This is a genomic window from Streptomyces sp. NPDC045955 (genome assembly GCF_056430805.1).
Window position 1 is genome coordinate 53,609 of record NZ_JBWKKY010000002.1, and the last position, 13,706, is coordinate 67,314.

Genomic DNA, 13,706 nt, shown 5'->3' on the forward strand with positions numbered 1-13,706 from the left:
TCGCGGGTGCGGCGGAGGATGCACGGATCGAACGTGCGCGGGCCTTTCGACCCGACCATGACTCGCTTCTGATCAGCACAGCGCAAGCCAGTGCCTTACCACTCGGCCAATCCTCCGGGTGGGCGGCCTCACGCGATGTGCGATTCGCGTGCTCGAAGCGGCCGCCCCGGGCAGCTCCCCGTGTGGGGCGGGCTCTACGGAGGGGTAGCGAATTACTCCGGAACCCGCCGCGGGCTGCCCTGACGGGAGCTGGACGTACTGCCGTGCATGGACATCGTCCGGCTCCTCTCCCAGAACGTGACGCCGGACTCGTCGTCCGGCAGGGACACGACTACTCTGCCTGCCGGGCGAAAAGGACGCCACCGATTAAATCGGCGGTCGGTCGGGGGTCGGTCAGCGCTTGCGCCACCTGCGCCGCCGGGCCTTGCTGAAGAACCAGCCCGCAGGCGGCTCGTCGGAGCGCCACGGCTGCGGCTCCGGTTCCTCGCGCCGCCAGCGCGCGGCGAGCATCCGGGCGCGGGCGGACGGCTCGGCGGTCCCGGCGGAGCGTATGAAGTCGTCGTCCAGGACGAGGTCGTCCCAGGCGTCGTTTCCGGACCCGGATCCCGACTGCCCGCGGTCGTCGTACTGAGCCCTCTCGCCCGCCATCCCCGTCCCCTCCCAGCCGTCCGACTTCCGTGCGATATCCCTACATACCGTTCGCCCAGTGTGCCCTGACGGGGGTGAAGCCCCCGTCAGGGCCGGGGCACGTCACTCCTCGCCGGCGAGGGTCAGCGAGCGCAGCTTCTGACCGGCGTACCAGGTGGCCAGCACCGTGACGGCCACCAGCAGCACCGTCGCCGTGGTGAGGCCCACGTCCGAGGTCACCAGGTCGCCGCCGGAGACCTTCTGGGCCACGGCCAGCGCCCACTGCTGGACGCTCAGTGTGCGGGCGCCCGGCACCAGGGAGCCGAACAGCGCCTCCCAGACCAGCGCGTAGACGAGGCCGAACACCACCGCGTGCCGGGAGACCGTGCCGAGCAGCAGGAACAGGGCCGCGTACGCGATGGAGGCGACCAGTGCGGCCACCGTGTAGGCGACGGCGATCTGCTGGCCGTTGCCGTTCAGGATGAAGCCGGCGATGAGCGTCGGCACCGCGGAGAACACCATCGTCACCGCGATCGCGACGATCAGCTTGGTGAAGATGATCGCCGGGCGTTTGATCGGCTTGGACAGCAGGTACACCACCGAGCCGTCGTCGATCTCCGGCCCGATCGCGCCGGTTCCGGCGATGACGCCGATGATCGGCACCATCGTGGCGAGGGCGAGTCCGCCCAGCAGGTCCGCCGCCGTCTGGTCGTCCGCCCCCGCGAGAAAGCGCACCACCACCGAGATGGCGATGAGCAGCAGCGGCAGGGCTCCGAGGATGAGGGCCCGGCGCCGGCCGAGCAGGGCCCGGTACGTGAGCCGGGCGACTGTGGGGTCGTACATCAGGGCCTCCTACGCCGCGACGAGATACGAGAAGACGGACTCGAGGGACTCGTCGGACGGCGAGACCGTGAGCAGCCGGATGCCGTGGTCCCTGGCCACCCGCGGCAGCAGGGCCGTGAAGCGGCCGAAGTCGACGGCCTGGATGCGCAGCGCGCCCTCGGCGAGGTCGACCTCGATTCCGGACGTCGACGGGTCGGCGATCAGCGCGGCCGCGAGGGCACGGTCGTCGCTGGAGCGCACCAGGTAGCGGTGCGGCCGGTCGGTCATCAGGCGGCGGATCTTGCGGAAGTCGCCGCTGGCGGCGTGCCGGCCGGCGACGACGACCTCGATGTGCCAGGCGAGTTGCTCGACCTCTTCGAGGATGTGGGACGAGAACAGCACCGTGCGCCCCTCGTCGCCCATGCGCCGCAGCAGGTCCATGAGCTGCATGCGCTGGCGCGGGTCCATGCCGTTGAAGGGCTCGTCCAGCAGGAGCAGGGACGGGTCGTGAACCAGGGCGGAGGCCATCTTCACGCGCTGGCGCATGCCCTTGGAGTACGTCTGGATCTTGCGGTCCTGCGCGTACTCCATCTCGACGGTGGCGAGCGCCTTCTGGGCCGCCTTGGCGCCCAGCCCGTGCAGTTCGGCGTTGGCGAGGACGAACTCCTTCCCCGTGAGGAAGTCGTACATCGCCTCCCGCTCGGGCACGACGCCGATCTGCTTGTAGATCTGCTCGTTGCGCCACACGGCCTGGCCGTCGAGGGTGACCGTGCCGGTGGAGGGGGCCAGGAAGCCGCCCATCATGTTGATGAGGGTGGACTTTCCGGCGCCGTTGGGGCCGAGCAGGCCCGTGACGCCGGGGCCGATGGTCATGGTGATGTCGTTGACGGCGACCACGTTGCCGAACCAGCGGGAGACGTGGTCGATGGAGAGCGTGGTCACAGTCCCACCTTCTTGTAGCGGCGCATCAGGAGGCCGTAGCTCGCCGCGATGAGGCCCAGGGCGACAAGGACGTAGACGACGCCCTCGGCGGTGCTCGGCCCCACCCCGCTGGGGGAGGCGGAGGTCGCGCCCAGGAACGCGGACTGCACCCCGTCGACGATCGTGATCGGCGAGAACAGTCCGATCCACGGCACGGCGTCGCCGCTGCCCTGTGCGTCGGCGATGGCCTGGAGGGTGGAGACCGCGCCGTAGGTGATGGTCAGCACGGCGATCACGGCCGCGATGCCGAAGCCGCGGCGCGGGGTGAAGGACGCGATGACCAGGCCGATGCCGGCGAAGAGCAGTGAGAGCAGTGCCACGGAGACGAGTCCCTGTGCGAATCCCTTGGTCTGGTCGGCGAAGTCGAGCTTGGCCAGCAGCGCGCCCACGTAGAGCACGATCAGGGGAGCGGCCGTGAGGATGAACAGCGCCGAGGCGAGCGCCGCGAACTTGGCGCGGACGTAGTCGGCGGTCTCGATGGGCCGCGAGAAGTACAGCGGCACGGTCTTGAAGCGCAGGTCGCGCGAGACGGACTGGGGTGCCTGCGAGGCGACGTACAGGCTGATGACCGCCTGCATGATGATCGCGTAGCGCGTGTAGTCGACGGGCAGGGCGTTGGCCTTGGTGAAGACCGCGACGGCGACCATGATGGCCGCGGGCACGCACATCACCACGAAGAGCAGCATCGGCAGCACCTTGGACTTCACCGAGCGGCCGAGGCCGTAGGAGCCGCGCAGGGACTGCGAGTACAGGGAGCGGCGGGCGTAGGCGCGGCCCAGGCGGGGGCCGTCGTAGCTGCGGTAGCCGATGTTGTGGATGCGGGTCTGGTCACCCGGTGCCGGGGCGGGTGTGCCCGTGGAGTGCTCAACCGCCATGGCCGACCGCCTCCTTCCGCTGCTCGTGCTGGTCACTGGTCGTGAACACCTCGGAGATGTGGTGCCGGCGCTGCTCCATGCGCACCAGGCCGAGCCCGAGGTCCGCGATCACGTCCCTGACCAGGTCGTACGTCTCCTCGCCCTGGGCGGTGAGCAGCAGGATGTGGCCGGCGCCCGGCAGGCCGCTGCCGTCCTCGACGCTCACCCCGCGCGCGTGCAGCGCGTCGCGCATCGCGCGGGTGCCGTCCGGATGCTCGTCGGTGTCGGTGACCTCGATCGCGAGGGTCGTCGTGGTCTGGGTGAAGTCCGTGGTGGAGCTGGAGCGCAGAAGCTTGCCGCCGTCGACCACGACGACGTGGTCGCAGGTGCGCTCCAGTTCGCCCAGCAGGTGCGAGGTGACCAGGACCGAGATGCCGAAGTCGGTGTGGATCCGGCGGATCAGGCCGAGCATCTCGTCGCGGCCGACCGGGTCGAGGCCGTTGGTCGGCTCGTCGAGGAAGACCAGCTGCGGGTCGTGGACGAGGGCCTGCGCGAGCTTCACGCGCTGCTTCATGCCGGTCGAGTAGCCGCCGATGGGGCGGTAGCGCTCCTCGTACAGGCCGACGTGCCGCAGCGTGTCGGCGGTGCGCTCGCGTGCGGCGGTGGGTGGCAGGCCGGACATGCGCGCCATGTGGACGACGAACTCGGTGGCCGAGACGTCCGGCGGCAGGCAGTCGTGCTCGGGCATGTAGCCGACCCGCTCACGGATGTCGGCGCCCTTGGTGGCGACGTCGAGGCCGAGCACTTCGGCGCGGCCCTCGGTGGCGGGGGACAGACCCAGCAGGATCTTGATCAGTGTGGACTTGCCGGCTCCGTTGGCTCCGACGAGTCCGGTCACACCGGGCCCGACGTCCACGGAGAGCCGGTCAAGAGCGGTCACCCTGGGGAACCGCTTGCTCAGGCTTTCGGTCGCGATCACAGTCACGCTTCGAAGGTAGGGGCCGCGCTCGTGGCGGTCGTCACTCCGCAGAGCTGTATTCAGGTCAACCTGGAGTAGTACGGGCCCCTAGGGGACCTGGTTCTTGAGAGTTACCACGACCGGGATGACACCGGTGACCCGCCCGGGGGCCCTATTGACGATGTCTCTAACAACTGCCAGATTCGCCGGATGACGTTGCTCACGGGAGCGCGGGAGCGCTGGGTGCGGACCGGTGAAGTCGAGCTGTGCGTGGCCGAACTGGGCGATCCGCGACGGCCGACGATCGTCCTCGTCCACGGCTATCCCGACAGCAAGGAGGTGTGGTCCGAGGTCGCCGCGCGTCTCGCCGGGCGCTTCCACGTGGTGGCGTACGACGTCCGCGGCCACGGTCGGTCGACGGCACCGCGCCCGCTGCGGGGCGGGTTCACGCTGGAGAAGCTGACGGACGACTTCCTGGCCGTCGCGGACGCGATCAGCCCGGACCGGCCGGTGCATCTGGTCGGGCACGACTGGGGCTCGGTACAGGGCTGGGAGTTCACCACCGTCAAGCGGACCGAGGGCCGCATCGCCTCCTTCACCTCGATGTCCGGGCCGTCCCTCGACCACTTCGGCCACTGGATCAGCAAGCGCGTCAAGCGCCCCACCCCGCGCCGGATCGGCCAGCTCCTCGGGCAGGGCGCCAGGTCCTGGTACGTGTACCTGCTGCAGACGCCGGCGCTGCCCGAGCTGGCCTGGCGCGGCCCGCTCGGCAAGCGCTGGCCCGGGGTTCTGGAGCGCGTCGAGAAGGTGCCCCGGGATGGTTACCCGACCTCGTCCCTGCCGTCGGACGCGGCACACGGGGCCTGGCTGTACCGGGACAACGTACGGCCCCGGCTGCGCAGGCCCCGCACGGACGCGTACGCGCACGCGCCTGTGCAGATCGTGACGCCCCTGGAAGACCGGTTCCTGTCGGAGCGGCTCACGGACGGGCTGGAGCAGTGGGTTCCGCAGTTGACCCGCAGGACGGTTCAGGCGGGGCACTGGATCCCCCGCACCCGTCCCGATCAGCTGGCTTCGTGGATCGAGGAGTTCGTGACGTCCGTGGAGAGCGGGCGGTCCCCGGGGGTGGCGCGCGGCAGGTACGCCCAGCGGTTCGGCGGACAGCTCGTGCTGGTCACCGGGGCGGGCAGCGGCATCGGGCGGGCGGCGGCGCTGGCGTTCGCCGGGAACGGCGCGCGCGTGGTGGCCGTCGACCGGAACGCCGAGGCGGCGGCCCGCACCGCCGAGTCGTCCCGCCTGGCCGGCGCTCCCGAGGCCTGGGCGGAGACGGTCGACGTCTCCGACGAGCAGGCCATGGAGAAGCTCGCCGAGAAAGTCACCGCCGAGTATGGGGTGGTGGACGTCCTCGTGAACAACGCCGGGATCGGGCTGTCCGGTTCCTTCTTCGACACCACACCGGAGGACTGGAAGAGGGTCCTCGACGTCAACCTGTGGGGTGTGATCCACGGCTGCCGGTTCTTCGGCCGGCAGATGGCCGGGCGCGGGCAGGGCGGCCACATCGTGAACGTGGCGTCGGCTGCGGCATACCAGCCGTCCCGGGCACTGCCCGCCTACAGCACCTCCAAGGCGGCCGTGCTGATGCTCAGCGAGTGCCTGCGGGCGGAACTCGCTGGTCGGGGGATCGGCGTGACGGCGATCTGCCCGGGCTTCGTCAACACCGCGATCACGTCCACGGCGCACTTCGCCGGGGTCGACGCAGGTGAGGAGAAGCGGCTGCGGCAGCGTGCCGCCCGCCTGTACGGGCTGCGGAACTACCCGCCGGAGAAGGTCGCCGCCGCGATCCTGCGGGCGGTGGCGCGCAACGAGGCGGTGGTCCCGGTCACGCCGGAGGCGCGGGGCGCGCGCTGGCTGTCGCGGTTCGCGCCGGGGGCACTGCGGGGGATCGCACGGCTGAAGCCGCCGATGTGATGCCAAGTAGCTTGAGAGGGGGGCCAGTTGTCCACAGAATTCTCGAACTCGCCTGTGGATAACCCCCCTTGGCTGTGGATCAAACCCCCAGGGGAAACCCAATCGCGTGATTCAGGTCTCTCCCGCACCCTGAGGGGATGGACGAAAGTCGCACCATCAAGGTGTCGAAGTACCTCTCGAAGCATCTGCGCCACCAGCCGGAGCGGATCGGGCTGGCACTGGACGAGGGCGGCTGGGTCGAGATCGACGCCCTGATCGCCGCAGCCGCCGCCCATGGCTTCCGATTCACCCGTTCCGAGCTGGACCATGTCGTCGCCACCAACGACAAGCGGCGTTTCGCCGTCGAGGGCACTCGGATCCGCGCCAGCCAGGGGCACAGCGTCGAGGTCGACCTCGGGCTTCCGACGGCGACTCCGCCCGCGTACCTCTACCACGGCACCGTCGCCCGCACCCTGGACGCGATCCGGGCCGAGGGACTCAGGCCCATGAACCGGCATGCCGTGCACCTCTCGCCGGACCGCGAGACGGCGACCCGCGTCGGCGCCCGCCGTGGCCGGCCGGTCGTGCTGGCCGTGGACGCGGCCGCCATGCACCGTGACGGCCATGTCTTCCATGTGAGTGCGAACGGCGTGTGGCTCACCCAGGCCGTACCGCCGCGGTATCTGCGCTTTCCCGGGCCTCACTGACACGCCGTGCGGGACGCGCCGCTCACGGTGACTGTTTCACGTGAAACACGGGCCACGCGCAGCGCTCCTTTAGGCTCGATGCCATGAGTCTGCGTCTGAGCACCGTGATCCTCCCGTATCGCCGCTGGCAGGAAGGTGGTCGTGCGGCCTGGACGCGTGCCGAGCAGCTCGGCTTCCACACCGCGTACACCTACGACCACCTGTCGTGGCGCAGCTTTCGGGACGGCCCCTGGTTCGGTGCCGTACCGACCCTCACCGCCGCCGCGACCAGCACCGACCGGCTGCGGCTGGGCACCCTGGTGACCTCGCCGAACTTCCGGCACCCGGTGACCCTCGCCAAGGAGCTGATCTCCCTCGACGACATCTCCGGCGGGCGGGTCACGCTGGGCATCGGCGCGGGCGGCTCGGGCTTCGATGCCACCGCGCTCGGCCATGAGCCGTGGACTCCGCGCGAGCGGGCCGACCGCTTCGCCGAGTTCGTCCCGCTGCTCGACCGGCTGCTCAGCGAGGACGCGGTGTCGTACGAGGGCGACTTCTACTCGGCGCACGAGGCACGGAACATCCCCGGGTGTGTGCAGCGCCCCAGGCTGCCGTTCGCGGTGGCCGCGACCGGGCCGCGCGGCATGCGGCTGGCCGCACGGTACGGGCAGGCGTGGGTGACCACCGGCGACCCCAAGCTGTACGAGAACGGCACTCCTGAACAGTCGGTTCAGGCCATCCGCGGGCAGGTGGAGAAGCTCGCCGACATCTGCGCCGAGATCGGCCGGGACATGGCCGACCTCGACAAGGTCCTGCTCACCGGATTCACCCCGGACCGTGGCCGGCCGCTCCAGTCCCTGGACGCCTTCGTCGACTTCGCCGGCCGGCACATGGAACTGGGCTTCACGGAGATCGTGATCCACTGGCCCATCCCCGACTCGCCCTTCGCGGCGGAGGAGAAGGCCTTCGAGCAGATCGCCATGGAGGCACCGGCGCAGTTGCGCTGAGGGCCTTGCGGGAAACCCCTCGGGAAGTCCTGGTGAGGGCGGTATTCACTCACTTGTGCGGGCTCCCGCACGCCCGTGCAGGCATATGCGGGACAATGGCGGGGTGACCTCAGCGACCCGACAGCCCGATACCGCGGCCGACACCCTTCCTCCGCGGCTGATCGCCACCGACCTCGACGGCACCCTGCTGCGCGACGACAAGTCGGTGTCCCCGCGCACGGTGGCGGCGCTGGCCGCCGCCGAAGAGGCGGGCATCGAGGTCTTCTTCGTCACCGGCCGCCCGGCCCGCTGGATGGACGTCGTGAGCGACCACGTGCACGGCCACGGCCTGGCGATCTGCGGCAACGGCGCCGCCGTGGTCGACCTGCACGGAGGCCCCGGCTCCCACCGGTTCGTGAAGGTACGGGAGCTGGAGCGGGCGAACGCGCTGGACGCCGTACGGCTGTTGCGCGACGCGGCTCCGGGCACGGTGTACGCGGTGGAGCAGACGTACGGCTTCTACCAGGAACCGGCCTACCCCAAGCTGCACATGGAGATCCCCGACAGCCTCGCCCCGGCGGAGGAACTGCTGTCGGCGGACCACCGCGCGGCGGCGGAGCCGGTTTTGAAGATCCTGGCGTACCACCCCGACATGGACCCCGACGCCTTCCTGACGCTGGCCCGGCTCGCCATCGGAGACCGGGCCAACGTCACCCGCTCCAGCCCCAGTGCCCTGCTCGAGATCAGCGGCCCCGGTGTGTCCAAGGCCAGCACGCTCGCCCTGTGCTGCGCCGAGCGCGGCATCTCGCACGAGCAGGTCGTCGCCTTCGGCGACATGCCGAACGACGTCGAGATGCTGACCTGGGCCGGCCGGTCCTACGCGATGGGCAACGCCCACCCGGACGTGATCGCCGCGGCTTCGGGACGGACGGTGGCGAACAACGAGGACGGCGTGGCGGTCGTGATCGAGCAGCTGCTCACGGAACTGCCGTGGCCGTCGCGGCCGTAGGTGGGACTGCTGGAGAGGGGACTGCGGTGCGGCTGGATGCGCCGGGTGGTAGTGCTCGCTGATGCGCTCACCGGGCTGCATAGGTGGCTCTCGGCGGAGTCAGAGCGACACCCCGCGAGCCGCCAGCCATGACACCGGATTCACGGACGATCCCATCTCCGGCGTGATCCTGGTCTCGAAGTGCAGGTGCGGACCGGTGGAGTTGCCCGTGGTGCCCGACTGGCCGATCCACTGGCCGGGTTCGACGTGCTCCCCCTCGTCGACCGCGACGGACGCGAGATGGGCGTACTGCGTGTAGTAGCCGCCCGCGTGTCTGAGCACGATCTCGATGCCGAAGGCACCCCCGCAGGACACCTTCACGACCCGGCCCGTGCCCACGGCCCGCACCGGCGTGCCGATCGGCACCGCGAAGTCCTGCCCGGTGTGCCGGCTCGACCACCGTGCACCCCCGCTGCCGTAGGACGCGGACAGCTCGTACGCCTCCACGGGCGCGACCCACGCGCTCGTGAACCCCGTCTCCGGCTGGTCCAGCCGCGCGGCCCCGCGGCACGACCCGGCGGCGGCCGAGGCGTCCGCCTGCCCCTGGAGCTGCGAGCGTGCCGTTTCCAGCTTCTGCTCGATGGCCGCCTTGAGAGCGGCGAGTTGGGTGTTCCGCTTCTCCAGCGCCTGCCAGTGGGCCGCGGCCTTGGCCTCGTCCGCGGCGAGCCGTGCCTCGGCCCGGCGGCTCTTGGAGATCGCGTTGTTCACGGCGAGATTAGTCTGTGAGAAGGCGTGCTGGCCCCGCATCAGATCGTCGGGGCCCTCGGCGAGGATCAGCTGCGCGGCCACCGGCAGGCCGCCGCTGGAGCGGTACTGGGCACGGGCGATCCGGCCCAGGTCCTCGTGCAGGGCCGCGATGTGCCGCCGCTGACCGTCCAGGAGTTCCTCGGCCCGCTGGGCTCTGGCCCGTTGCTCCTCGGCCTTCTGGCGCCCCGCCTCGTACTGCTGGGTCGCCACGGCGGCCTCCTCGTACAGCCGCGCCACCTCGGCGCTGAGCCCCGAGTCCCCGCCGGTGCCGCTGCCCGGTTCCTTGTGCGCCGCCGTCGGCCGGGCCGCGAGCACCGCCAGTGCGCACAGCAGAACCGGAACGACCAACCGATGGCGGCGATATGAGCGCATGTCAGTGATCGTCACCCAGCCGGGCCGCGCTGGCCTGTTCGTCTCGTACGGACGGGGGACCGGCGGCCCCGAACGGCTCAGTGCGAGTCCGGTCGTGCCCTGCCAGAGACGCGGTCGGTACGGCGCCGTCGGACCAGCCAGTGCGCGGCTCGGTGCGACGCCGGTAGGGCCCTGCTAGGGCGTGGCCATCAGCGATTCCGAGGCCGCCTCGCGCTGCGCCATCTCCCGCAGCGGCCCGTCCACGGCCACCAGCGCCGCGTACGCCCCGCGCTGCACGACACGTCCCTGGTCCAGCACGATCACCTCGTCCACCGCCTCCAGACCCGCCAGCCGGTGTGTGATGAGCAGGGTCGTACGGCCCTCGGTGGCGGCCAGCAGGTCGGCCGTGAGCGCGTCGGCGGTCGGCAGGTCCAGGTGTTCGGCGGGCTCGTCCAGCACCAGGACGGGGAAGTCGGCGAGGAGTGCCCGGGCCAGCGCCAGCCGCTGCCGCTGGCCCCCCGACAGCCGCGCCCCGTGCTCGCCGACGAGCGTGTCGAGCCCGTCGGGCAGGCCGCCGACCCAGGCCAGCAGCCGGGCCCGGCCGAGTGCGGCACGCAGGTCGTCCTCGGTGGCGTCCTTCCGGGCGAGCAGCAGGTTCTCGCGCAGCGAGCTGTCGAAGAGGTGCGCGTCCTGCGCGCACAGCCCGACGAGCCTGCGTACGTCGTCCCCGCGGAGCCCGTACGCGTCCACGCCCGCCAGCGTGTACGAGCCCGCGTCCGCGTCGAGGAACCGCAGCAGCACCTGCGCCAGGGTCGTCTTGCCGGAGCCGGAGGGTCCGACCACGGCGACCCGGCGGCCCTCGTGGAGGGTCAGGTCCAGCCCGGTGAGCGCGTCCCGGTCCTGCCCCGCGTGCCGTGCGGCCAGTGCCTTGACGACGACCGGGAACGGCGACGCGGGCGCCTGCCGGGGCTGCTCGGGCTCCCCCACGGGCTCCGGGGCGTCCAGCACCTCGTACACCCGCTCGGCGCTCCGGCGCACCCGCTGCCGGTACTGCACGGCGAGCGGCAGCCCGAGCACGGCCTCGAAGGCGGCCAGCGGGGTGAGGACGACGACGGCCATGGTCACGCCGTCCAGCCGCCCGGCCGCGACCGCCTGCGCGCCGACCAGGGCGGCGGCCGTGACGGTCAGGCCGGAGATCAGGGCGGTGAGCCCGTCGCCGAGGGCCGTGGCGGTGGCGGCGCGGGACACGATCCGGGTGAGGACCCCGTCGGCCTCGCGTGTCTGGGCGGTCCGGGCGGACAGGGCACCGGCGACGGTCAGCTCCGCGGTCCCGGTGAGCAGATCGGCCACGCGCGTCGCGAGCACCCCGCGGGCGGGCGCCAGCCGGTGCTCGGCCCGCCGCGCCACGGCACCCGTGACGAGGGGCACGCCGGCCCCCGCCGCCAGCAGCCCGGCCGCGAGCACGGCCCCGGCCTCCGGCAGCAGCCATGCCGTGAAACCGACGGACGCGGCCGACACGACGACGGCCGCCCCGGCCGGCAGGAACCACCGCAGCCAGTAGTCCTGCAACGCGTCCACGTCCGCGACCAGCCGGGACAGCAGATCGCCCCGGCGCGTCCGGTGCAGCCCGGCAGGAGCCAGCCGCTCCAGCCTGCGGAACACCGCGACCCTGGTGTCCGCCAGCATCCGCAGCACAGCGTCGTGCGAGACCAGCCGCTCGGCGTACCGGAACACGGCCCGCCCGACCCCGAAGGCCCGCGTCGCCGTCACGGCCACCATCAGATACAGCACGGGCGGCTGCTGCGAGGCCCGCGAGATCAGCCACCCGGAAGTGGCCATGAGCCCCACGGCACTCCCCAGCGCGAGGCTCCCGAGGAGCAAGGCGAGTCCGAGCCGTCCGCGCCGGGCACCGGACATGGCGCGGACGCGCGCGAGGACGCCGCCGCCCGAGGCGGGCCGGCCGCCGGGTTCCGCAGGAGAGGCCGCGGCGGTCACCTCGGCCTCGACGGAAACCGCCCCTGCACGCGGGACCGCTGCGGACCCGGCAGGCACCGCGGCGGTCTCGGGCTCCGTCAGCCGCACCACCCGGTCCGCTACCTCCAGCAGCGCCGGCCTGTGCACCACGAGCAGCACCGTCCGCCCGGCCGCGAGCCGCCGTACAGCCACCACGACCTCGGCCTCGGTGGCCCCGTCCAGCGCGGCCGTCGGCTCGTCGAGCAGCAGCACGGGCCGGTCCGCGAGGAACGCCCGAGCCAGCGCGAGCCGCTGCCGCTGCCCGGCGGACAGCCCGGCCCCGTCCTCACCGAGCACGGTGTCCGCGCCCTCGGGCAGCGCCTCCACGAACTCCAGCGCCCCGGCGTCCCGCAGCGCCCGCCGTACGGCGTCGTCGTCGGCGTCGGGCCGCGCCAGCCGTACGTTCTCGGCGATCGTCCCGGCGTACAGATGCGGGCGCTGCGGCACCCAGGCGATCCGGGACCGCCACTGCTCCAGGTCCACGTCGGCGAGGTCGGCTCCCCCGACCCGCACCCGGCCCTCGGCCGGCGGCACGAATCCGAGCAGGACGTTCACCAGCGTCGACTTGCCCGCACCGCTCGGCCCGACCAGCGCGACCGTCTCCCCGGGCTCGACGGTGAAGGAGACGTCCGACACGGCGTCCGAAGACCGCCCCGGGTAGCGGACCGCCACACCCTCGAAGGCCAGCGCACCCGCCGGCACGGCCCCGGAACCGGAGGCCGGCACGGGCGTCTGAAGAACGTCGAAGATCTCCTCGGCCGCGGCGAGCCCCTCCGCCGCCGCGTGGTACTGCGCCCCGACCTGCCGCAACGGCAGATATGCCTCCGGCGCCAGGATCAGGATGACCAGGCCGATGTACAGGTCCATCTCGCCGTGCACCAGCCGCATGCCGATCGTCACGGCGACCAGCGCCACCGAGATCGTCGCGAGCAGCTCCAGCGCGAAGGAGGAGATGAAGGCGATCCGCAGCGTCCGCATGGTGGCCTGCCGGTACTCACCCGTGATCCGCCGGATCGACTCGGCCTGCGCCTTGGCCCGCCCGAAGACCTTCAGCGTCGGCAGCCCCGCGACGACGTCCAGGAAGTGCCCGGACAGCCGCGACAGCAGCCGCCACTGACGGTCCATCCGGGACTGGGTGGCCCAGCCGATCAGCACCATGAAGACCGGGATGAGCGGCAGGGTGCCCACGATGATGGCCGCGGAGACCCAGTCCTCGGTGACGATCCGCGCCAGCACCGCCACCGGCACGACCACCGCGAGACCCAGCTGCGGCAGATACCGCGAGAAGTAGTCGTCGAGGGCGTCGACGCCCCGGGTGGCCAGGGCGACCAGCGAACCGGTCCGCTGCCCGCTCAGCCAGCCCGGCCCCAGCTGGGCGGAACGCTCCAGCAACCGCCCCCGCAGCTCGGACTTCACCGCCGCGCTCGCCCGGTGCGCGGCGAGCTCCGTGAGCCAGCCGACCAGCGCCCGGCCGACCGCGACAGCGGCCAACAGCAGCAGGGGAGTGCCGAGTTCGGACACCGCCATGCGGTGCTGGAACGCGCCGACCACCACCTCGGCGATGAGCATCGCCTGCGCGATGACCAGCCCTGCCCCGACGGCACCCAGGGCGACGACCGCCACCAGGAAGCCCCGGGTGGCACGGGCGTACCGGAGCAGACGCGGATCGATTGGTTTCACGTGAAA

Annotated in this window: 11 protein-coding genes and 1 tRNA gene; 4 read left to right on the forward strand and 8 right to left on the reverse strand. The window is 71.8% G+C overall.

Annotated features, from left to right (window positions below; genetic code table 11):
* Positions 1-12: 12 nt before the first annotated feature.
* From AC07F0_RS03535 to AC07F0_RS03560, 6 genes are all read right to left on the reverse strand, one after another.
* A tRNA-OTHER gene (locus tag AC07F0_RS03535) sits at positions 13-116 on the reverse strand.
* Between the two features lie 277 nt (positions 117-393).
* On the reverse strand, positions 394-648 hold the full coding sequence (locus tag AC07F0_RS03540) for an SGM_3592 family protein (protein WP_478973721.1): 255 nt from the start codon (positions 646-648) through the stop codon (positions 394-396).
* A 102-nt stretch (positions 649-750) separates the two neighbouring features.
* A complete protein-coding gene (locus AC07F0_RS03545; protein ID WP_010032865.1) occupies positions 751-1,470 on the reverse strand; it encodes an ABC transporter permease subunit in 720 nt (239 codons plus the stop codon).
* A 9-nt stretch (positions 1,471-1,479) separates the two neighbouring features.
* Positions 1,480-2,391 carry an ABC transporter ATP-binding protein gene (locus AC07F0_RS03550; RefSeq protein WP_436728857.1) on the reverse strand — a complete coding sequence of 304 codons (912 nt, stop codon included), beginning with the start codon at positions 2,389-2,391 and terminating at the stop codon, positions 1,480-1,482.
* Positions 2,388-3,305 (reverse strand): ABC transporter permease subunit, encoded by a 918-nt coding sequence (locus tag AC07F0_RS03555; protein WP_436728856.1) that lies wholly within the window; start codon positions 3,303-3,305, stop codon positions 2,388-2,390. Before AC07F0_RS03555 ends, AC07F0_RS03550 begins: the two co-directional genes overlap by 4 nt.
* Entirely contained in the window at positions 3,295-4,263 is a 969-nt protein-coding gene (locus tag AC07F0_RS03560) for an ABC transporter ATP-binding protein (protein WP_020274323.1), read from the reverse strand. The genes AC07F0_RS03555 and AC07F0_RS03560 overlap by 11 nt, the downstream gene beginning before the upstream one ends.
* A 189-nt stretch (positions 4,264-4,452) precedes the next feature.
* Between AC07F0_RS03560 and AC07F0_RS03565 the strand changes: the two genes are divergently transcribed.
* The 4 genes from AC07F0_RS03565 to AC07F0_RS03580 all read left to right on the forward strand — a co-directional run bounded on the left by AC07F0_RS03565 (position 4,453) and on the right by AC07F0_RS03580 (position 8,870).
* Positions 4,453-6,210 (forward strand): SDR family oxidoreductase, encoded by a 1,758-nt coding sequence (locus AC07F0_RS03565; protein ID WP_478973724.1) that lies wholly within the window; start codon positions 4,453-4,455, stop codon positions 6,208-6,210.
* 137 nt (positions 6,211-6,347) lie between these two features.
* Positions 6,348-6,896 carry an RNA 2'-phosphotransferase gene (locus AC07F0_RS03570; RefSeq protein WP_478973727.1) on the forward strand — a complete coding sequence of 183 codons (549 nt, stop codon included), beginning with the start codon at positions 6,348-6,350 and terminating at the stop codon, positions 6,894-6,896.
* Positions 6,897-6,979: 83 nt separating this feature from the next.
* Positions 6,980-7,882 carry an LLM class flavin-dependent oxidoreductase gene (locus AC07F0_RS03575; protein WP_478973730.1) on the forward strand — a complete coding sequence of 301 codons (903 nt, stop codon included), beginning with the start codon at positions 6,980-6,982 and terminating at the stop codon, positions 7,880-7,882.
* 85 nt (positions 7,883-7,967) lie between these two features.
* Positions 7,968-8,870, forward strand: a complete 903-nt coding sequence (locus AC07F0_RS03580; RefSeq protein WP_478973733.1) for a Cof-type HAD-IIB family hydrolase — start codon at positions 7,968-7,970, stop codon at positions 8,868-8,870.
* A gap of 99 nt (positions 8,871-8,969) precedes the next feature.
* Here AC07F0_RS03580 and AC07F0_RS03585 read toward each other — a convergent pair whose 3' ends face one another.
* Both AC07F0_RS03585 and cydD read right to left on the reverse strand, forming a co-directional pair.
* Complete coding sequence (locus AC07F0_RS03585; RefSeq protein ID WP_478973736.1) at positions 8,970-10,028, reverse strand: M23 family metallopeptidase; 1,059 nt, start codon at positions 10,026-10,028, stop codon at positions 8,970-8,972.
* Positions 10,029-10,202: 174 nt separating this feature from the next.
* Entirely contained in the window at positions 10,203-13,700 is a 3,498-nt protein-coding gene (gene cydD / locus AC07F0_RS03590; protein WP_478973738.1) for a thiol reductant ABC exporter subunit CydD, read from the reverse strand.
* Positions 13,701-13,706 lie beyond the last annotated feature (6 nt).